Below are 18,731 nucleotides of genomic sequence, written 5' to 3'. Positions count from 1 at the left end.
GTCCGGTCATGGGTTGCACAAGGGACAGTGTCCCGGATCGGCCTTGGTCAGCCCGTCGCCGCGCGGCCGGTTCTCACGATGCGGGCAGGCGACGCAGCCGAAGACGCGGTGGCGGACCATGAGGCTCGGCGTCCCGCACCATTCGCAAGGCAAGCCGATCTCGACATCGACCTGTCCGTAGCCGGGCGTGCGGCAGGCCGGGCACAGCGCGGAAAGCCGTTCGGCGAGAGCAGAGGCAAGGCGGCCGAGCGTCGCCATCCGGGTCGGGTTCATGTGGGCGCGCATATCGGTCTGGATCAGCGCCCGGCCGTCGTCCGATTGCGCCTTAGCCGACATGACGGCCAGCTCGAGCGCGGTTCTGTCGCGCAGGCCCTTGTGGATGTTGCCTGCTCCACCTTCGCTCTCGGCCGGCTTCACGATCAAGGCGTGCGCGGGAAAGCCGAGACGATCCAGGATGGGCGTCACATCGTCGCCAGCAACTACATAACCGTGGCCGAAGACCGGCGCGTCCTCGATCAGATGCTCGCTGACGACGATGCCGCGCATATCGTCGACGAGCACCATGAGCTCGACCCCACCGGGAACGAATGGGATCTGCGAGTGCGGGCCGTAGCTGCCTTCGCTGGCAAGGCCGATCGGCAAGCCGGTTGCCTTCATGCCCAGCCGCGCCTTGGCGATTGCCGCCTCGCGGATGGTGCCGGCGCGCGGGATCTCGCCGGTGAAGGTGCCGAGTGCGTCGGTGTCGATATCCGGCGCGGACGAGACGATCAGTCCGAGCCGGTCGCGCAGGACGGGCGCGATTGCTTCCTCCTTTCCGTGCATCGTGGCGAGCACGGCATGCCGGCAGGCATAGGGTGAATACCGGTGGCCGGCGTCTGCAAGGGGGACAGCTTGCGGAACGAAGGTCTTCATGCGTGCGCCTGAAGTCGCAAGGTTTCCACCTCCGCTTCGTCCCAGGAGAGGTTGCCGGCGTAACGCCAGGCCATGCGGCCGTCCTCGCCGAGGGCGAAGAGATGGAGCCAGCGATTGTCGAGCAGTGCCCGGACGTCCGCGTGGCGCTCGAGGATGCCGGTGATCGCCTTCTGCGGGGCCTCGATGACGACGGAGAGCCGCAGCGGTTCATGCGCCAGCTCATTACCGTCATGGACGGACTGCCAGGGCAGGCCGGCGCGCAGGAGGCCGCCATTGCCTTCGACGACGCCGATTCCCCCTGTGACGTTGTGCAGGAGCTTGTTGCCGGCGCCGAAGACTTCCGGCGCGACGGTTGAGCCGTAATATTGCAGGCTGATCCAGCTCGCGACGACGACCGGTGCGGTCAGGATTAGTTCCAGCACGCCGAAGCCTTCGTCGCGCCGCCAGTCATAATCATGCAGGAACGCCCGGCCCCCCAGGTCGCAACCCGTCGTGCGCCACCGAGGCGCGGCGACGAAAGCCTGGCAGCCGGCGAGCGCCCATTCGGGTCGCAACTCGGCCCAGTCGCGGGCGCGGCGGGCAATATCGGCCTGTGTCTCGGCGCGGGGCAGGCGCCTTGCCCGTTCGGCCCGCGCGAGCCCGCCTGCGGTCTGGAGCCAACCCCTGGCCGCCGTCAGGTCCGCGGCGTGCTCCACCGAGGAATGATCGGCGTCATAGATGGTAACGTCGTCGGTCGTCGTGTCGTGGAGGGCCGCCAGGAACAAGGTGTCTTCGGGAACCACGATGCCGCGTGCGAGAAGGCTGGTGCGCACGTCGGGCGCGTTGAGCAGCGAGGCGAGCAGCCGGGCATTGACCTCGCCCGAATAGCCGCCGCAGGCCCCGCAATGGAGTGCACTGGCATGCGGGTTGTTGACGACACTGGCGCCGTGGCCGGCGATCAGCACCAACCTCGCGAAACGATCGGTGAGCGACATGGCCCTGAGGACGGTTTCGGCCATCTCGATCCGCTGGTCGAGGCCGATCGTGTCGGCCGGCCGTGGCGCCGGGTCGTTCGGTGCGGCATTGCGGGTGAGCCCCAGCGCGTCGCGAAGAAGCTTGCCGACATAGACTGGCCCCGTCGCCTCGACGAAGGCGAAGGAGGAGACGGCGGCGAGCTTGAAGCGACCCCAGGCACGCTTGGCACGGGCCGCGATCCGTGCCGTGCGATCCGCGCGCTCGGTCTCAGGCGTCTGCTCTCCCGAGCAGGTGAAGAGACCGGGCCGGAGCAGAACGGGCAGGCGGGCTTCCACCACGTCCGAGCCGAAGCGGCGGTGCGCGATCCCCATGCCGAAGAAACCGGCGAAGCCGAGCGTGCTGATCCCGGGATCGAGCGTTTCCAGCGCCCTGCGAAAGACCTCCGAGCGGACGTCGATGCAGAAGGCCATCTGCATCGCGGGACGCGACGAAGCCGGCACGGCGGGCCGCGGTTCGGCGAAGAGGGCCCGCAGCTGCCTCTGGGCGGCGCGCTCAGCGGCCTCCTGGAGGATCGCATCGACATGATCCTCCGCGCTTGCGGCGACCGGTTCGGCATGGGCGGTCACGGTCTCGCGCCATTGCGTGCCGATCTCGTGCTCGTATTGCCGCAGAAGTGCAGCTTCCCAAACGAGACGAATGGCAAGGAGATCGATCACCGTCTTGTCGGTCCCGCCTGCCAGTGCGGCCTTCCAGAGGCGATAGCGTGCGAGCTGCGCCCAGCCGCCCAGGCTTGCCAGCAGGCGGTGGAAGCAGCTTTCCAGCGCCGACTCGGACAGGCCGAGCGTCTCGACGGCGTCGATCAGGGCGGCCTCGGCGCTTTCGGGAGCGTCCGCGACGGTGCCGGCGAAGCGGGCAAGGCCGACGATCTCCGGGGTCAGGTCATGCATGGCGACGGTGCGCCAGGAGGCATAGGCGCTGCGGCCTTGCGCTGCGGCCCAGAGCGCTTGGCCCTGATCGAAATAGCCTGCCGCCCAATGGCTGATGCGCTCATCGACCACGGCCTGCCAGTCGATGCCGCTGGCCTCGCGCGCCAACTCGGCGACGGTCGGCAAAGCCCGCGCCGCCGACGTCTCGACATTCAATGCCTGCTTTAGCGCGGGAACCGTTTTTGGGCGCATTGATGCTGGCGCCGCTCCAAGCGCTTCGGCCAGATCTTCGTCGGTGAGTTCGCCGCTTTGGTGGCGCTCCCGATACCAGTCGCGCGGCATGTTGAGCCGGATGCCGGCGACCCGCCGCAACCGCGCAGCGGCGACAGCCAGCGGTTCGCCCGTCTGGCCAAGGAACGGATTGACAGCGACGCTGGACGCCAGCGGCCAGAGCGGCGGGATGGCGCGCGCTGCGCCGTGCGCCGCAGCCATGACTGCTTCGGAGCCGGGAAGTGGGGTCTTGTGTACAGTCATCAGCATGAGGTTTTCCTGATCCTTGAGCGTCACGAGGGCTTGCGGACGGACCAGCCGCCCAGCATGCGATCGAGCATGGCGTTGACATAAAGCCCGTTGGAGAGATGAACCCGCAGGCCGGCAGCCGCCGGATGGCCCGCCCAGAGCGGGAACAGCGCCTGCGCGACTGCGACCAGGCCGAAGGTCAGGACGGCGAGCGCCATCAGGGTCCATTCGAGCCTCCCCGGCGCGGGCGTCGCCGGCAGCACGCCCGCCGTCAGCCATTCGGCCACCGTCTGGAGCGCGAAGTAGCCGAGGGCAGCTGCGGTCGCGTAAATTGCTGTCCTTGTCGTCAGGGCGCGCGGTGCGGCATCCGCTAGCCCCTGGGCCAGCAGATAGGCGACGCCGAAGATGAGGATGGCGCCGAGTGCGAGCGATTGGGGTGATTTGTGCTCAAACCCGAAGCCAAGACCGAAGGCTGCACCGATCGCGCCATAGATCGCCAACGCGATGAAGAAGGCGCGGGCGACCGCGCCGCCATCTGGTATGGCCACCGGTCCCGGCCGGCGGATCGAGGCGACCTGCTCGACGGCACCGCCCGAGGCCAGGAAAGCATGGGCCTTGTAGAGCGAATGGGCGACGATGTGGAGCAGTGCCAACGGGAACAGCGCCAGCCCGCATTGCAGGATCATGAACCCCATCTGCGCCACGGTCGACCAGGCGAGCGAGGTCTTGACTGCTGGCTGGGTCAGCATGACGAGTGCGCCGAAGAGGGCGGTGAAGCCGCCGACCATCGCCAGCACCGCCAGCACGCCGGGCGCGAGCAGCATCACGTCAGCGAAGCGGATGAGGAGAAAGCCGCCGGCATTGATGACGCCTGCATGGAGCAGCGCCGAGACCGGCGTCGGCGCCTCCATCACCTCGGTCAGCCAGCCATGGGTCGGGAATTGGGCCGATTTCAACAACGCCGCGAGCGCCAGTAACCCCGCCGCTGCCGGCGCGTGCCAGGAAACGTCGCCGGTCCGCGCCATGGTATTGATCGCGGCGATATCGGTCGTGCCGAAGGCCACGCTCATCAACAGCACCGAGCCTGCCAGCGACAGGGCGCCAAGGACCGCGAAGAGCCGCTTCTTGCGCGCCGCGCGCTGCGCCCCGATGCGCTCGGGATAGAAGAGCAGCAAGCGATGGAGCGCAAAGCTCGTCGCGATCCACGCGCCGAGCAGTTGCACGAGATTGCCGGCCTGAACGAGGAGAAGGACCGCGGCTAGCGCCGCGCACAGCCAGCCTGTGAACGCGCCCTGCCGTGCTTCGCCATCGAGCAAGGTACGCGAATAGCGCAGCACGATCCAGCCGACGAAGGAGACCAGAAGCAGCATCGTCACGCTGATCACGTCGAGCCGCGCGGAGAGACCTATACCAGCCGAGCCTATGAGGGCGCTGTCGCCCGGACCCTGCAGCAGTAGGAGAACCAGCGAACCGGCCGCGATAGCGAGGGCCGACATGGCGGCTCGCTCGGCGACGGCCGCTACGTGCGGGGCCCTTCGACCCGGACGCGAAGACGCGAACAGTGCGGCGAGAAGCAGGAACAGCGGTGCGGCGAGCGGCAGCAGATTGAGCGACAAGGTGGTTTCCTTGGGTGCGGTGGCGACACCCTGCTGCTAGCCGAGCCGCGTTCCGAAAGAAAATGCATTGTTTGCTCAATTCCGTTCGCTATTATCGAACGGCATGGCAGCGCTCAATTATCACCATCTGCGGTATTTCCGGGCCGTCGCCCACGACGGCAACCTCACGCGCACGGCCGCGCGCTTGAACCTGACCCAGTCAGCGCTCTCGGTGCAGATCCGCAAACTTGAAGAGCAGCTCGGCCATGCGCTCTTCGACCGGCGCGGACGACAGCTTCATCTGACCGAAGCCGGCCGCATCGCGCTCGACCATGCCGATGCGATCTTCGCGACCGGGGAGGAACTGCTAGGCACGCTTCGCGAAACCGGTACGGCGCGCCAGGCGCTGCGGGTCGGGGCGCTCGCCACCTTGTCGCGCAACTTCCAGATGGAGTTTCTGCGGCCCGTTCTCGGCCGGACCGATATTGAGCTCGTCTTGCGCTCCGGCGGGGCCGCCGAGCTTTTGCGCGCGCTGGAAGCACTGAACCTCGACGTCGTGCTCATCAACCACGCGCCCGCGCGTGATGTACTGACGCCCTTCGTGGCGCATCGGATCGCTGAACAGCCAGTCGGCCTCGTCGGCACGCCGCATCGGTTTTTTGGCAGAGCGGGCCTCGTCGATCTTTTGCGCGACCATCCCGTCATCGTACCGACGCTGGAGAGCAGCGTGCGCGCCGGCTTCGACGCTCTTGCCGATCGCCTGATGGTGCGCCCGCAGATCGTCGCGGAGGTCGAGGACATGGCGATGATGCGACTTCTGGCCCGCGAAGATGTCGGCCTTGCCGTCCTGCCGCCCATCGTCGTCAAGGACGAGCTGGCGGCCGGCCTCCTCGTCGAGGGCGATGAGCCGCTGGGGATCACGGAGACCTTCTTTGCCGTGACGATGGAACGGCGTTTTCCGAACCCGGCCTTGCGAATGCTCCTGCAGCAGGGCTCGGCGCAGATCGGAGTCGTTTAGCTACCCGACGCCGAGCGCCTGTGCCGCATCCTTGGCCCTTTTGGCCAGTTCCTCAAAATGCGCCGCGCGGCCGGCCGTTGTCCTGAAGTAGACCCCGACTTCGCGGGTCTCGCGCCAGTCGCTCACCTCAAGGAGATGCACGTCTTCCGCGTTGCGGAACTCCGCCCGTGCGTAAAGTTCTGGGAACAGGGAACAGCCCATACCTATCGAGACCATTTGGCGGATCGCGTCGAGGCTGGTGCCGACATAGTCGTCGACGACCGTCGCACCCGACGCCTTCGCCAGGTGCTGGACATTTTCCAAAAGACGGTTGCCGCTCCCCAGTGCCAGAAGGCGTTCGTTTGCCAGCTCCTTCATGGCAACGGATCGCCTTTGCGCAAAGCGGTGATCGGCCGGCACGCCGAGATAAAGCCGCTCGCTGCCAATCGGGATGAAGGTCAAGGAGGGCTCGCCGCATGAGGGGCCGACACCGCAATCGAGCGTGCCTTCGGCGACAGAGGTTTCGATCGCGGCAGGGCGATCCTCGACGATATAGATTCTGAGGTCGGGATATGTCCGGTGGAGGGGCGGCAGGAAGGTCGGCAGGAAGTACGGCCCGAAGCTGGGAGGCGTACCCAGCCTGACGACACCGCCCAAGGCAGCGCTGTCCTGCGCGACGGCATCCATCAGATCGGTCATCGCGGCAAGCCTAACGCGTGCTCCATGGAGAAAGCGTTCTCCGGCTGGCGTGATCAGGACCGCTGCCGAGGTCCGCTCGAAGAGCTGGATGCCGAGATTTTCTTCGACGATCCCAATTTGAACGGACAGCGTGGGTTGCGAGACATGGCAGCGCTTGGCGGCCTTGCCGAAATGACCGCATTCGGCAAGGGCGACGACATATTCGAGCTGGCGCAGGGTTGGTCGGAACGGCATGGCTGATAGTTGACGACTATCATGACGATTTCAACAATCAATTGGCGCAATCGCAAAGGCATACCCAAATCAGCCTCGTGGTCAACACGGAGGTATGAACATGGACCCGTTCCTGAACTCGCTGCGCAATCGTCGCGCACAAATCCAGGCCCGTATCGAGCATGAACAGGCGCGTCCCGCGCCCGACAGCCTGAGGCTCTACGGGTTAAAGAAGCTCAAGCTGCGGTTTCGCGAGCAGATCGAATATCTGGAGCGGCTCAACCGGGAAGGGCAGGCGACAGTCATCCCAGTGATCCGCCGCAGGTCCTTCACGCCAACGATGGCGCGGCCGCGGGCGTGAGGGCGCATCCATGCACCTTCAACCGCGCCAAGCGGCAAAGCTCAACCGTGTCGTCGGCTACGGCGGCGTTGCCCTGATCGTCGCATGGTCGCTGCTCGCGCTTGCTGCCTATGCCGCCGTCGAGGCGGCGGTCGGCTGGATGGCCGGCATGGGCGCTGCCGATGGCCTGATCGCCTGGTTCGCACAGATCGCCGCGCCGCTTGACGGACCGCTGATCGCGATCGTGTGGCTTGTCGGCGTCGCGATCCTGGGCGTTGTGACCGTCCTGATCCGCCGTTTGACTTCGGCCGCAACCTAGCTGGTCTACCGCCGCCGATCCTGCGGGATCGGCGGCGGACATGTTGATTGCCCCAGTCCGGGCCCCTCTGGCGAGAGATGCCGGTCCTCTCGCGATGTCGGACATTTTTTCACCGTGGACGACCGGCTGGAGAGTTCACGTGGAATTTGCATTCCTGTTCGCCGACTGGCTCGGCAAGCCGGTCTGGATGTGGCTCGGCTTCATCTCGATTGTTATCGCGCTTCTGGTCTTCGACCTCGGCGTCCTTCACCGTGACAATCACGAGATCGAGGTGCGCGAAAGCCTGATCCTGTCGTCGATGTACATCACCCTCGGTCTGGCCTTCGGCGGCTTTGTCTGGTGGCAGCTCGGCGCGGAATCCGGTATGAACTATGTGACGGGTTTCGTGGTCGAAAAGACGCTGGCGCTCGACAACGTTTTCGTCATCGCGCTGATTTTCTCCTTTTTCGCGGTTCCGCGCAAATACCAGCACCGCGTGCTTTTCTGGGGCATCCTCGGCGTCATCGTCCTGCGCGCCATCATGATCGGCCTCGGCGCGACGCTCGTCTCGCAGTTCTCCTGGGTGCTCTACATCTTCGCCGCGTTCCTGGTGATCACCGGCATCAAGATGCTGTGGATCGGCGACAAGGAGCCCGAGATCGGCAATAACCCCATCGTCGGCTTCCTGCGGCGCCGCTTCAACGTGACCGACGAACACCACGGCCAGGATTTCTTCGTCAAGAAGCCCGATCCGAAAACTGGCAAGCTCGTCTGGTTCATGACGCCGCTTTTCATGGCGCTGGTGATGGTCGAGATCGCCGACGTGATCTTCGCCGTGGATTCGGTACCGGCGATCTTCGCTATCACGACGGACCCATTCATCGTCTACACGTCGAACATCTTCGCCATTCTCGGCCTGCGCGCGCTCTACTTCGCGCTCGCTGCGATGATCCACCGGTTCCAATACCTAAAGCCGGCGCTCGCGATCGTGCTGATCTTCATCGGGTCGAAGATCTTCGTCGCTGACCTGCTCGGTCTCGAGAAGTTCCCCGCCGCGCTCTCGCTTGGCATCACCTTCGCTATCATCGCGTCGGGCGTGGTCTGGAGCCTGGTAAAGACGCGGTCTCAGCCGCCGCATATCGGGCCGGAAGAATTGCCGCGCCCCTAAGGCTCGGCCCTGGCGCTGGACAGCAAGTCCATCGCCAGGGCTGCCAGATGGCGCACTTGGAATTGAGCTCGACATGTTCGGACGCAAGGAGTTGAAACAATGCACGACATGCTGGTTGCCCTGATCACCTTTCTTCTTCTCGAGCCGCTGCAGCAGGACATCGCAAGGTCGCTTGCCGACACCAGCGCCCCGCAGGAGGTAGTGGCCTCGCTCGTCGCCTGTGTAACCGAGCAAGGAGCGCAGATCGTCAACCGTGCTTTGGACGATCTGTGGTGGGCGTCATCAAGCGCATTCGGCGTCTGGATCGGTTTTGCCGACCCGGTCACGCTGCTTACCGAGGCTGCACCGGAATGCGTGGCAGCCATCGACGCCGCCCGGCCGTTTCTTGAGCCACTAGAAGGCGCCAGTGGGTAAGCGCAGAGCGACAACGGGAGGGCCGCAGTTCGTTCACTGGCTTGCGGCCGCGATGACGCTAGGGACGTTCATAAAACGAGCAGCCGACACATGCATAACCTCTCCACCATACTCGATCTTTCCATCGTCGGCTTTGCGATGGCATCCGCCTGGCTCTGGTGGGCATCCGGCCGTCACCGGGTCAGGCGGATCACGCGGCGCGAGGAACTGAGCGCCGCGGACATCAATCGGTTGGTCGTCGCGTTAAACCGGTCACAGATGCTCAATACGCGCGCGGCATTCACGACGGCCTGTGCTGGCGCACTTGCAGCAATCCGGCTGGCCTTGGACCTTGCATAAGATGCCGGAAGAACAGCGTGAGGCTAGACACATGCCCCGACTTGCCATCACTCAGAAACGAGGATCAGATCGTCGCGTGCTGGCTGTTGACGAGGACGCTGTACCGCCCACCGCGTCGGAAGTAATCGACGATCTGCTGGCGGCCTGCAAAGATCGGGATCGCATCGCGATCGGTGATGTGGTCGACCGACTCGGTGCGGCCGGGTTCCCGATGCTGGTTCTGGTCCTCGTGCTGCCAGCGCTCATTCCGATCCCGGGGCCATACGGCATGGTGTTCGGCACGGCGGTTGCAGTCCTTGCCATTCAGATGATCATTGGCCGTCGCAAGCCGTGGCTGCCCGCCGTGCTCACTCGGCGGTCTGTCTCAACCAGAGTGCTGACAAACGCCGGCAAGCGAGCGCGCGGCTGGCTGGTTGCGATCGAATACCTGCACGCGCCGGGCCGCTTCAAGTGGCTTGCCGGACGTCAGGCCGGCCGCGTCGCGGGTTTGATGATCCTGCCTCTCTCCATCATGATCGGGTTGCCGATACCTTTCGGCAACGTGCCGCCCGTCGCCGCCATCGCCATGATCGCGTTCGCCTTGATCTTGCGGGATGGGCTTGCACTTATTCTCGCGTTTGTCGCGGCCATTCTGGCAGCAGCGTGGGTCGCTTTCGTGTTCTGGTTCGGAGGCGAACTTCTCAACCGGATCTGGCCGCTGTTTGGCTGATCGCGAGCAATCGTTCTTGCCGACAGGGCGAGCGGCGTTAAAGCTCCATGGACAGGACGTTTCAACAAGAAGTCGAATCCGCGCTGGAGAGCCTCGCAACCGACCGCAATGGGTTGGCACGCCGGTTGGGATTGGCCGTAGGATCGCTCAGAGCCTGAGAAAATCGCGGCGCGCCGCCCTATGCCCGACTTGTACTCGCCGCTCTGGTGGCCGGGCTTGATCTGGCGGAAATCCTCGCCTGCGAGCGTCGATCCAACCGCCGGTCGTCCAACGTCAACTAGCTCCAAATATCGATCCGCCTGCTCGGCAACATCTCTGCGGCTAGGCGGTCAGGGCGGATCGATATGCCATCCACTACATCGACCTCGACAGGTTCAAGTTCGTCAACGATCCGCTCGGCCATCCGGCGGGGCCCCGCTGTGCGACTGGTCGGCGCCCGCCTTATAAAGCTGTGCGCGGACGAGGGCCTTGTTGCGCGCTTCGACGGCGACGAATTCGTCGGAATGCAAGCGGAGTTCGACAAAATGTCGCCGGAAAGCATGGCGCGCCGCCTCGTCGACCTCTTGTCGCGGACGTACATCATCGAAGGGCGTTCGGTGAATGTCTGAGCCAGCCTCGGCGTGGCCATGGGCGACGCGGGCTCGGATGTTTCCGAAACATCTCGAACGCCGATCTGGCGCTCTATGCGGCCAAACGGGGCGGCCGCAGCTGTCATCGATTTTTTCGATCCATGCATGAAAGACGCGGTGGAGGCGCGCCGGGGCTTGGAAAGCGCCTTGCGCGCCGCGCTGGCGCTTGAGGTGTTCAGTCTTGTCTACCAACCGCAGGTCGACCTTGCGACCGCAACCGTGACGGGCTTCGAAGCTCTGCTTCGGTGGACCCGTTCGGACCGAACGGCGGTGACCCCGGCCAGTTTCATAACGTTGGCCGAGGCAATAGGCCGGATGCCGGCGATCGGCGAATGGGTGCTGCGAACGGCGACGCGCGATGCAGCATCCTAGAACGGAACGCTGTCCGGTCTCGGTCAATATCCCGCCCCTGCAGTTCAAAGATGCAAAGCTTGCCGAAACGGTCCTGTCGGCCGTCGCTTCGTCCGGCCTCGCGCCGTCGCGGCTCGATCTGGAGATCACCGAAGGCACGCTCCTCGACAACTGCCGCCATTAGCGTGAATGACCGCTTCTGGGCGCAGGCAAAGCTGGCATCTACGACCGACATGGGGGCGCTTTGCTGCCGTCCACACAGACCGACCTGAACGTCCGCTTTCAGGCGCAGGCAAAGTCTGCCCGAACGTCTGGCATGGTGGCGCATTGCGGTCAAAGTACAGTAGCCTGCTGAACGGCCGCTTTCCCGGCTTGGGCGCCCAGAAGCGGTCGGGCAGCTTGCCACCCCATACTCGCCTTCTTCAAAGCGCTCTGATTATGCCGAACTGCCGCATGGCCGACAGCAGACGCAGCAGCCGCCGAACTCGGCCATGCGGCATAATCCAGCTTACGGCATAATGCCCCTTATGCCGATATCGGCATAAGACCCATGCCACTGGCCATGCGTCCCGTCTGAACCGGGATTTCTCCGGCTCCTTCGGCACCAGGAAATACGCTTTCGAGGAACTGGTCGCCTTATCCTGACTCTGTGATCCTGTCTCAGAATCATGCATTGGAGGCGCCTCACCACGGCTCCGGTGAAGCTCTTCAGACGTCCGGGTCAAGCGTTCCCGCAGCGTAGCGAGGACAACGCTTGACGCGGCGGCGGCACGACAAGCTGTTCATGGGGTGCAGGCTAAGTCCTGCACCCCTGCCACGCGGCGAGCGGGAGAGCGCGAGGGGAACCCCTCGCATTCTAAACAATGAAGTTGCGCCGAAGGCGCTCCGCTTGGGTATCGTGCGTGCATTTGTATTTTACCGATCTTGACACTATTTCGCGTCCGCTTTTCCTTGATGACCTTGCAGTGAGCCTCGCGCCCGGTGCGCTCGACGCGGTCGAGCGCACCGGGCTGATTCACGGCATGCCGTTCATCCTGATGGATGACGGCAGCTACGATCTCGCTCTCAACCGGTTCTTTCGTGCCTGTCCTGCTATGGGAGCGCGATCGCCGAACACGTGGCGCTCCTACGCCCGCGACATTCTCGTCTGGGCGCGCTTTCTTGTCGAACGGCGCGGCGGCAAGACGGTCTGGCAGGCCGGCCGCGACGATGTCCTGGCCTTTCACCGGGCGCGTCGGCTGTCGGCAGCTCCCTACCGCATCTCGGCTGCGAGCTGGAACCGGAGCGTTGCCGCGCTCGACAAGCTCTATCGCTGGGCTGTCGAGGAAGGAATCATTGCGATCTCGCCCTTCAGCTACGGCGCCACCCTTCGCAGGGCCGGCGGTAGCCGCGCAGTGCTCGCTGTGACGACGAACCGTGCCCGCGAGCGCGCCGCGCGGCGCCACGATACCCGTTACATCGATCTTGGCCGCTACCTGCTGTTCCGCGAGGTGGGATTGCGCGGCCGGCTTCCCGACGGCTCGGAGGACGCGACGTGGCGCGGCCGCAACGGCGAGCGCAATGCGTTGTTTGCCGAGCTTCTCGTCACGACCGGCCTGCGGCTGACAGAGGCCGGCAGTCTGCTGCTGAGTGAGCTGCCGCGCCTGACCGATCCCGAATCGCGCTCGGTGCCGTTCGATCTCCCCGGTCCGATCGCCAAGGGCGGACGACCACGGCGCATCCGCGTTCCCCGCCGGGTACTGAGATTGATCGGCGACTATGTCGATCTCGAGCGCACGGTCTCTGCCGCGCGCACAGAGCCTTCGGTGTCCGATCCGCTCTGGCTGATGCTGGAGGACGGGAAGGCAACAGACGCGGCGGGCAAGCGTGTCCGGCTCGACCGTCTGACGCTGGGCGAACGCCGCCGCGTGCTGGTCGGCACGCCCGGCCAGGCGCAGCATGCCTTGCTCTGGCTGACTGAAGGCGGCAAGCCCGTGCCCTCGGCGACTTGGGAAGCTGCCTTTCGGCGGGCCTGCACCCGCTGCCGCCGTTTCGGCATCGAGGTCGAGGTGACGCCACACACGCTGCGGCACACCTTCGCCGTCAACATGCTCTCCATGCTGATCCGCGAGCAGATCGGATCCGTGTTCGATCCGCAGGACCAGCACGGCGCAGCCTATCGGCGGATTCTCGGCGATCCTCTGCAGAAGCTCCAGCACCTGCTGGGGCATGCGAGTATCACCAGCACCTACATCTATCTCGACAGCCTCGCCGAGGCGCAGGAGCTGGTCGAGGCCGCCGCGGATCGCTGGGCCGAAGACACGGCTGGCGGCGCGGCATGACCGCCGCGGCGGCTCCATCGGTGCGGCGGCCGGGTCGCCGCGCCCTCTTTCCCGAGGCGCTGCCCGATCCCGAGGGCGAGGCCGCCGCTGCGATCGCATCGCTGCGCTTTACCGTCACGCTGGCGGATCGCAGCAAGACGATCGACCTGACGATGCTCGCCGGCCGCAAGGCATTGGCGCGGACCTTTGCCGGCGCGCTCTGGCGCGCCTGCCAGGTCGGTGGTCCGGCTGGCTCGATCTCGACGGCCTACGCCTATGCCAATGCGCTCAAGACATTTTGGCGCTATCTCGATTCCGCCGGATCGCACGTCGCCCGTCTCTCCGACGTCAGTGCCGTCTGCATCGACGGCTTCGATTCCTGGATGGAGGGGAGCGGCCTGCATCCCAATCACCGCCTGCACCGCATGAGCAAGGTGCTCAACCTGCTGCGGCTTGCCGAGGCCGCGGAGCCCAGCCACCTGCCGCCCGATGCCTCACGCCGGCTGATGTACACGAGCGATCGGCCCGGCGTGCGCGCCAGGCCGCGCGATGCCTATGGCGATGATGTCGCCGCGGCATTGCGGAAGGCGGCGCGCACCGATCTCGCCGCCATCATCCGCCGCTTGGGCGAGGCCGATCGTATTCCGGCGGTCGAGGATTCCGATCGGAGCAAGGCGCTGGCAGCAACCCACAAACAGGTAATGGAAGTGATCGACGCGGAAGGCGTCATCGGGCACAGGCACCCTCTCTTCAAGCGACTCTACACGCTCCGCCGCGAGAGTGGCCTGCCGAACGATCGCCTGATCCACGATCTGCATGGCCGCCGGCATCTCATCGCCGCCGATCTCGTGCCGCTCATCGTGCTTATCTCGCTCGACACCGGCATGGAGATCGAAGCGATCAAGGGCTTGCGAGCGGACTGCCTGAAGAACCCGGCGGGCGGCTATGTCGAGATCGAGTATTGCAAGCGTCGGGCGCGCGGCGCCGAGTGGAAGCGGCTGCGTGTGCGCGACGGCGGTTCCTCGACGCCGGGCGGCTTGATCCGCAAGGCGCTGCAGTGGACCGGTCCGGCGAGAAGCCGGCTCGGCGCCGACACGCTCTGGGCGCACTGTGCCTGGGGCCGCCTGACCCCTCGGGTGCTCAGCATGAAGGAGCTCGCGGCTTCATGGACGCGCCGGCACGGCATCCTTGATGAGCGGGGCCAACGCCTTCGCCTCAATCTGACGCGCCTGCGCAAGACGCATAAGGCGGCATGGTACCGGCGCACGGGCGGCCAGCTCGACCGCTTCGCCGTCGGCCACACTGTCGCGGTCGCGGCCGACCACTACGCCGACATTCCCGCGCTTCGTCATCTGCACGAGGCGACAATTGCCGACGCCATGACCGATGCGCTCGACGCCGCGTTCCCCCCCTGTGTCCTGTCGTCGGAGGAGGAAGCGGCCGTCCAGACCGATCCCGACAAGGCGACCGGCCTTCCCGTTGTCGGCGCCGCCGCGGTCAAGGCGCTGTTCGGCGGCGAGCAGGACGTCTGGCTCGCCAGTTGCGGCGGCTTCTACAACAGCCCGTTCGGCTCGGAGGGAGAGGCCTGTCCGTCCCCCTTCTGGGGGTGTCTCGAATGCAGCAATGCCGTGGTCACCGCCCGCAAGGTGCCCGCGCTCCTGGCCTTCCTCAACTTCATCCGGGCGCAGCGGCAGGTGCTGAGCGAAGCCGACTGGATCGCCAAGTTCGGCCGGGTTCACGGACGCATCGCCGAACAGATTCTGCCCCGGTTCGCCGACGCCGAGATCGAGGAAGCCCGTCGGATTGGGTCATCGGACCCCGCGCTCCTCTACCTGCCGCCCGAAGCGAGAGCGCCATGATGCCGGCACCGATCAAGCTGCCGCAGCACGCGTCGCTGCCTTCGGCCATTTATGGCAACGACGAGCCCGTGCTTGCCGGCGTGGCGGTCAGGGACGATGCCGACCGCACGCGACTTCCGCGCTTCGGTGACGATCTTTGGGACCTGGGCGCCGCCATTTTCCGGGTGAACGCCCGCTACAGCAATTACCGGCTGAACCTCGCCCGCATCGCCGATCCCGTCACGCGGCGGCTGGCGAAGGAGTACGTGATCGCCCGCCTGCGCATCCATGTGCCGGGATATCGGGCGCCCTGCGGCGCGACCTCGGCGATCCGCCTGCTGCGCTACATCCAGCATTTCGCCGCGTTCCTCCGCGCAAGGACTGGCGCCGTCGATCTCAGCCGGATCGATCAGGCGCTGCTCGACGCCTATCTGGCGTATGCCCGTGACGGCGGACGCCTCACGAGACGGTGAAGTATGTCGAGGTGCCGATCGACCTGCATCACCTGGCGCCATGGCTAACCGGCGGCGGCATCGGTTTCCTGCCGTGGCGTGGACGTGCGGCGCACCGCGTTGCCGGCCGGCCGCCAGCGCCCGCCGAGAACGCCACGCCGCGCATTCCCGAGCCGGTCATCGGCGCCATGCTGCGCTGGGCGCTCAAGTATGTCGAGGTCTATGCGCCCGATATCCTCGCGGCGCGGGCCGAGCTTGACGCTCTCGAAGCCCGCTGCGCCCGATTGATGGCGCGGGACGCGCGGGCCGGACGGGCCGTGGCCAAGAACTATCGCGCCCGCGTGGCCAAGTGGCTCGACGTGCGCCGGGCCATGGGCCGAGGCGTGCCGATCTGGGAGCACGCGCCCAATGTGGCCCGCCGCATCGACCCGCTCACCGGCGAAGAGACCCCGCCCTACAATCTCCATCTGATGCGCCTTCACGCCGGCGCTCCGCAGAGCGGCCGCATCAGCCAGTCCGAGCCGACTGCACGACTGATCGAGAAGGCAGCCGCCGAGCTCGGAACCGAGATCGGCGGGCTCGATACGCCGATCTCGATCGATCCGGACACCGGACTGCCATGGCGCGAGCGCTTCGACGGCCTCAGCCTCGCCCGCGAAGAACGGATGTTGCAGGGCGCCTGCTATCTCGTCTGCGCCTACCTCACCGGCATGCGCGACAGCGAGGTGCAGGCGATGCAGCCGGGTTGCGTGTCGCCGGTGCGCAGCGCCGACGGCCTGGTCGAGCGGTACCGGCTGCGCAGCACGGTGTACAAGCGCCATGGCGCGCGCGGCGTCACGGCCGACTGGATCACGATCGAGCCCGTCGCTCGCGCCGTCGCGGTGATGGAGGTTCTCTCGGCACGCAATCGCCGAGAGAAGGAACTGTCATCCTTGTGGGTGGCGCTGAAGGACTGGCCCTGGAGCAACGATCATCTCGGGATGGGTGCAACGCCGACACTCAACCTTTTCCGCGAGGGCCTCGACACGCGCTCGGAGGCCGCGCCGGCGATTCCGCGCATCGGCGACGAGCCTTGGAAGTTTACGACCCGGCAGCTCCGACGCACGATCGCCTGGTACATCGCCAACCGGCCGTTCGGCACGGTCGCCGGCAAGATCCAGTACAAGCACGCCTCGGTCGCCATGTTCGAAGGCTATGCCGGATCGGCGCAGGCCGACTTCCGCTTGGCGATCGAGCGCGAACGTGCACTCGGCCAGCTCGACGACATTGTCGCCCATTACGAGGCCTATCTTCGCCGTGAAGGCCCGGCGGGACCGGGTGCTGCGCGACTGCGACGCGAGTTCGGCCGCGTGCAGGAGGAACTTGGCGATCTTCCCGGCCGGATCTTGGACCGCAAGCGGCTGCGCACCATGGTTGCCCATCTCGGGCGGACCCTGCATGTCGGTTTCCTCAACGACTGCCTGTTCGATGCAGCGACCGCGCTCTGCCTCACCGGCGCGCCAGATGCCGAGCGGACGGCGCCGGCCCTATCGCGCTGCAGCCCCGACCGGTGCCCGAACGCCTGCCTGACCGCCCGGCACCGCGAACCGTGGCAGGCCTCGATCGTCGAGGGCGAAGCGCTTCTGGCCGACCGGCGTCTATCGCCGCTGCAGCGCACGGCGATCCTGCGGGACAACGAGCGCAAGTGCCGGCTGATCGCGCCTCTCATGGACGGTGACGCATGACCGCGCTCGGGCCGAAGAGCCAAGCGGCGCTAAGGGCTGCCATGAAGCGGTTGCTCGACGGCCGCCCTGAACGCACCGACGGGGCGCTGACCGTCGCCAACCTGGCGCGCGAGGCCGGCGTCAGCCGAGCGACGGCGAACCGGGCCGGCGATCTTCTCGCCGAGCTCCGCGCGGCCGAAGCCCGCCTGCGGCGATCGTCGCCCAGGGCCCTCAAGGAACGCATCCATGCTCTGGAAGCGGAACTACGCGCCGTGCGTGGTGCCGAGATGGCGGAGCTGCGGGCGCTCACCCGGACGCTCGCGCAGCACATCCAGATGCTGACGTTGCAGCTCGCCGAGCGAGATGCCGTCATCGAAGGTCTGCGAGCGGAGCTGTCTCGATCCGTGGACGCCAGGGTCGTCCCGTTGCGGCGTCCGCCTCTGGACGGCACCGGCTGACAGCCGCGCTTCATCCTGACCGGTCCAGGCGCCGCTCGCCGGTCATGGCTGCCTCCCGTGCTCGCCCGTCGAGGCAGGGCTCGGGTTGTGGCAGACGCTGCCGGCCCATCAACCCTGTTCCGCACCAGCACCGAGAACAGGGTGTGACGGCCCGGCTTCCCGCGTCTGCCCCTGCCGCCTCGCCCTCGACGGAGAGGGCGAACACAGGAGGCAGCCATGACCACCGATCGCACACCCCAGCCCCGGAACGACATCTACGAGCGTGTCACCAGCCAGATCATCGCCGCCATCGAGGCCGGCGCCGACCAGTACCGGATGCCCTGGCACCACGACGGATCGGCCATCACTACGCCCGTCAACGTCGCCTCGCAAGGCCTATCGTGGCGTCAACGTCATCGCACTCTGGGCCGCCGCGCACGCCGCCGGCTTTCCCGCCGGCATCTGGGGCACCTATCGCCAGTGGCAGGCGCTCGGCGCCCAGGTCCGCAAGGGCGAGCGCGGGCACCTCGTCGTGTTCTGGAAGACCGTCGATCGCCACGGCAAGGCAGACGTACAGGACGGCGACGAGGATCGCGACGAGCCCGCCCGGCGCATGTTCGCCCGCGGCTACACGGTCTTCAACTGCGCGCAGGTCGACGGCTACACGCCGCCCGAGATACCGGTGCTACCCGAGGCCGAGCGCATCGAGCGGGCCGAACGGTTCTGCGCAGCGCTCGGCATCGACATCCGCCACGGCGGATCGCAGGCCTGTTACCGCCCATCCACCGACCACGTGCAGATGCCCGACTTCGCCTGCTTCCGCGATGCCGCAGCCTATTACGCCGTGCTGCTCCACGAATGCGGGCATTATGCCGTAAGTCGGATTATGCCGATTTCGGGTGCGTAATACTGAAATTGCAGGCCATGGTCCTCTTCGC

General features: G+C 66.1%; 20 protein-coding genes and 3 pseudogenes. 18 read left to right on the top strand and 5 right to left on the bottom strand.

What is annotated here, in order from left to right:
- Positions 1-6 precede the first annotated feature (6 nt).
- The 3 genes from KWJ32_RS25360 to KWJ32_RS25350 are packed head-to-tail and all read right to left on the bottom strand — an operon-like array spanning position 7 to position 4,927.
- Positions 7-912, bottom strand: coding sequence for a DUF6671 family protein (locus tag KWJ32_RS25360; protein ID WP_137387899.1), 906 nt, complete (start codon positions 910-912; stop codon positions 7-9).
- Complete coding sequence (locus KWJ32_RS25355) at positions 909-3,332, bottom strand: DUF2309 domain-containing protein (RefSeq protein ID WP_090597703.1); 2,424 nt, start codon at positions 3,330-3,332, stop codon at positions 909-911. Before KWJ32_RS25355 ends, KWJ32_RS25360 begins: the two co-directional genes overlap by 4 nt.
- Positions 3,333-3,355: 23 nt before the next feature.
- On the bottom strand, positions 3,356-4,927 hold the full coding sequence (locus KWJ32_RS25350) for a proton-conducting transporter membrane subunit (RefSeq protein WP_090597681.1): 1,572 nt from the start codon (positions 4,925-4,927) through the stop codon (positions 3,356-3,358).
- Positions 4,928-5,030: 103 nt separating this feature from the next.
- Between KWJ32_RS25350 and KWJ32_RS25345 the strand changes: the two genes are divergently transcribed.
- Positions 5,031-5,924 (top strand): LysR family transcriptional regulator, encoded by an 894-nt coding sequence (locus tag KWJ32_RS25345; protein WP_090597682.1) that lies wholly within the window; start codon positions 5,031-5,033, stop codon positions 5,922-5,924.
- On the opposite strand, the gene KWJ32_RS25340 is transcribed toward KWJ32_RS25345, so the two are convergent.
- Both KWJ32_RS25340 and KWJ32_RS25335 read right to left on the bottom strand, forming a co-directional pair.
- Positions 5,925-6,602 (bottom strand): LysR substrate-binding domain-containing protein, encoded by a 678-nt coding sequence (locus KWJ32_RS25340; RefSeq protein WP_231771620.1) that lies wholly within the window; start codon positions 6,600-6,602, stop codon positions 5,925-5,927.
- A 96-nt stretch (positions 6,603-6,698) separates the two neighbouring features.
- A pseudogene (locus KWJ32_RS25335) lies at positions 6,699-6,836 on the bottom strand (LysR family transcriptional regulator); the annotation flags it as partial.
- Positions 6,837-6,936: 100 nt separating this feature from the next.
- On the opposite strand from KWJ32_RS25335, the gene KWJ32_RS25330 reads away from it, so the two are divergent.
- The 17 genes and pseudogenes from KWJ32_RS25330 to KWJ32_RS28325 all read left to right on the top strand — a co-directional run bounded on the left by KWJ32_RS25330 (position 6,937) and on the right by KWJ32_RS28325 (position 18,700).
- Positions 6,937-7,176, top strand: a complete 240-nt coding sequence (locus tag KWJ32_RS25330) for a YdcH family protein (RefSeq protein WP_161601057.1) — start codon at positions 6,937-6,939, stop codon at positions 7,174-7,176.
- Between the two features lie 10 nt (positions 7,177-7,186).
- Entirely contained in the window at positions 7,187-7,474 is a 288-nt protein-coding gene (locus KWJ32_RS25325; protein ID WP_090597685.1) for a hypothetical protein, read from the top strand.
- 139 nt (positions 7,475-7,613) lie between these two features.
- Positions 7,614-8,621 (top strand): TerC family protein, encoded by a 1,008-nt coding sequence (locus tag KWJ32_RS25320; RefSeq protein WP_090597686.1) that lies wholly within the window; start codon positions 7,614-7,616, stop codon positions 8,619-8,621.
- Between the two features lie 99 nt (positions 8,622-8,720).
- Entirely contained in the window at positions 8,721-9,035 is a 315-nt protein-coding gene (locus KWJ32_RS25315; RefSeq protein WP_090597687.1) for a hypothetical protein, read from the top strand.
- Positions 9,036-9,125: 90 nt separating this feature from the next.
- Positions 9,126-9,374: a hypothetical protein gene (locus KWJ32_RS25310; RefSeq protein WP_090597688.1), complete on the top strand. Its 249-nt coding sequence runs from the start codon at positions 9,126-9,128 to the stop codon at positions 9,372-9,374.
- 31 nt (positions 9,375-9,405) lie between these two features.
- Positions 9,406-10,083, top strand: a complete 678-nt coding sequence (locus KWJ32_RS25305; RefSeq protein ID WP_192799866.1) for an exopolysaccharide biosynthesis protein — start codon at positions 9,406-9,408, stop codon at positions 10,081-10,083.
- 344 nt (positions 10,084-10,427) lie between these two features.
- Complete coding sequence (locus tag KWJ32_RS25300; protein ID WP_090597690.1) at positions 10,428-10,691, top strand: hypothetical protein; 264 nt, start codon at positions 10,428-10,430, stop codon at positions 10,689-10,691.
- A gap of 18 nt (positions 10,692-10,709) precedes the next feature.
- Entirely contained in the window at positions 10,710-11,084 is a 375-nt protein-coding gene (locus KWJ32_RS25295) for an EAL domain-containing protein (protein ID WP_090597691.1), read from the top strand.
- Entirely contained in the window at positions 11,071-11,247 is a 177-nt protein-coding gene (locus KWJ32_RS25290) for an EAL domain-containing protein (RefSeq protein ID WP_137387896.1), read from the top strand. The genes KWJ32_RS25295 and KWJ32_RS25290 overlap by 14 nt, the downstream gene beginning before the upstream one ends.
- A gap of 365 nt (positions 11,248-11,612) precedes the next feature.
- Positions 11,613-11,708, top strand: a pseudogene (locus KWJ32_RS25285) (zincin-like metallopeptidase domain-containing protein); the annotation flags it as partial.
- A gap of 257 nt (positions 11,709-11,965) precedes the next feature.
- Positions 11,966-13,384: a tyrosine-type recombinase/integrase gene (locus tag KWJ32_RS25280; RefSeq protein WP_192799865.1), complete on the top strand. Its 1,419-nt coding sequence runs from the start codon at positions 11,966-11,968 to the stop codon at positions 13,382-13,384.
- Entirely contained in the window at positions 13,381-15,222 is a 1,842-nt protein-coding gene (locus KWJ32_RS25275; protein WP_012112822.1) for a hypothetical protein, read from the top strand. Before KWJ32_RS25280 ends, KWJ32_RS25275 begins: the two co-directional genes overlap by 4 nt.
- The gene (locus KWJ32_RS25270) at positions 15,219-15,674 is read left to right on the top strand and encodes a hypothetical protein (RefSeq protein ID WP_231771512.1); all 456 of its coding nucleotides are present in this window, start codon (positions 15,219-15,221) and stop codon (positions 15,672-15,674) included. Before KWJ32_RS25275 ends, KWJ32_RS25270 begins: the two co-directional genes overlap by 4 nt.
- Complete coding sequence (locus KWJ32_RS25265; protein WP_231771511.1) at positions 15,671-17,377, top strand: hypothetical protein; 1,707 nt, start codon at positions 15,671-15,673, stop codon at positions 17,375-17,377. Before KWJ32_RS25270 ends, KWJ32_RS25265 begins: the two co-directional genes overlap by 4 nt.
- Positions 17,374-17,814 (top strand): hypothetical protein, encoded by a 441-nt coding sequence (locus tag KWJ32_RS25260; RefSeq protein WP_012112820.1) that lies wholly within the window; start codon positions 17,374-17,376, stop codon positions 17,812-17,814. Before KWJ32_RS25265 ends, KWJ32_RS25260 begins: the two co-directional genes overlap by 4 nt.
- A 216-nt stretch (positions 17,815-18,030) precedes the next feature.
- Positions 18,031-18,126 (top strand): annotated as a pseudogene (locus KWJ32_RS25255) (hypothetical protein); the annotation flags it as partial.
- An 82-nt stretch (positions 18,127-18,208) separates the two neighbouring features.
- The gene (locus tag KWJ32_RS28325) at positions 18,209-18,700 is read left to right on the top strand and encodes an ArdC-like ssDNA-binding domain-containing protein (protein ID WP_231771619.1); all 492 of its coding nucleotides are present in this window, start codon (positions 18,209-18,211) and stop codon (positions 18,698-18,700) included.
- Positions 18,701-18,731 lie beyond the last annotated feature (31 nt).

The organism is Ochrobactrum sp. BTU2, assembly GCF_024539785.1.
Taxonomy (GTDB): Bacteria; Pseudomonadota; Alphaproteobacteria; order Rhizobiales; family Rhizobiaceae; genus Brucella; species Brucella anthropi.
Note: the sequence above shows the minus strand (reverse complement) of the source record. Positions and strands in the feature narration are given on the sequence as shown.

Excerpts from the sequence above, each read along its gene's own strand:
- KWJ32_RS25295 (WP_090597691.1), top strand. The coding sequence starts at position 10,710 with ATGGGCGACGCGGGCTCGGATGTTTCCGAAACATCTCGAACGCCGATC.
- KWJ32_RS25340 (WP_231771620.1), bottom strand. The coding sequence starts at position 6,602 with ATGACCGATCTGATGGATGCCGTCGCGCAGGACAGCGCTGCCTTGGGC.
- KWJ32_RS25355 (WP_090597703.1), bottom strand. The coding sequence starts at position 3,332 with ATGCTGATGACTGTACACAAGACCCCACTTCCCGGCTCCGAAGCAGTC.
- KWJ32_RS25310 (WP_090597688.1), top strand. The coding sequence starts at position 9,126 with ATGCATAACCTCTCCACCATACTCGATCTTTCCATCGTCGGCTTTGCG.
- KWJ32_RS25315 (WP_090597687.1), top strand. The coding sequence starts at position 8,721 with ATGCACGACATGCTGGTTGCCCTGATCACCTTTCTTCTTCTCGAGCCG.
- KWJ32_RS25305 (WP_192799866.1), top strand. The coding sequence starts at position 9,406 with ATGCCCCGACTTGCCATCACTCAGAAACGAGGATCAGATCGTCGCGTG.
- KWJ32_RS25275 (WP_012112822.1), top strand. The coding sequence starts at position 13,381 with ATGACCGCCGCGGCGGCTCCATCGGTGCGGCGGCCGGGTCGCCGCGCC.
- KWJ32_RS25345 (WP_090597682.1), top strand. The coding sequence starts at position 5,031 with ATGGCAGCGCTCAATTATCACCATCTGCGGTATTTCCGGGCCGTCGCC.
- KWJ32_RS25260 (WP_012112820.1), top strand. The coding sequence starts at position 17,374 with ATGACCGCGCTCGGGCCGAAGAGCCAAGCGGCGCTAAGGGCTGCCATG.
- KWJ32_RS25360 (WP_137387899.1), bottom strand. The coding sequence starts at position 912 with ATGAAGACCTTCGTTCCGCAAGCTGTCCCCCTTGCAGACGCCGGCCAC.
- KWJ32_RS25290 (WP_137387896.1), top strand. The coding sequence starts at position 11,071 with ATGCAGCATCCTAGAACGGAACGCTGTCCGGTCTCGGTCAATATCCCG.
- KWJ32_RS25300 (WP_090597690.1), top strand. The coding sequence starts at position 10,428 with ATGCCATCCACTACATCGACCTCGACAGGTTCAAGTTCGTCAACGATC.
- KWJ32_RS25330 (WP_161601057.1), top strand. The coding sequence starts at position 6,937 with ATGGACCCGTTCCTGAACTCGCTGCGCAATCGTCGCGCACAAATCCAG.
- KWJ32_RS25325 (WP_090597685.1), top strand. The coding sequence starts at position 7,187 with ATGCACCTTCAACCGCGCCAAGCGGCAAAGCTCAACCGTGTCGTCGGC.
- KWJ32_RS25270 (WP_231771512.1), top strand. The coding sequence starts at position 15,219 with ATGATGCCGGCACCGATCAAGCTGCCGCAGCACGCGTCGCTGCCTTCG.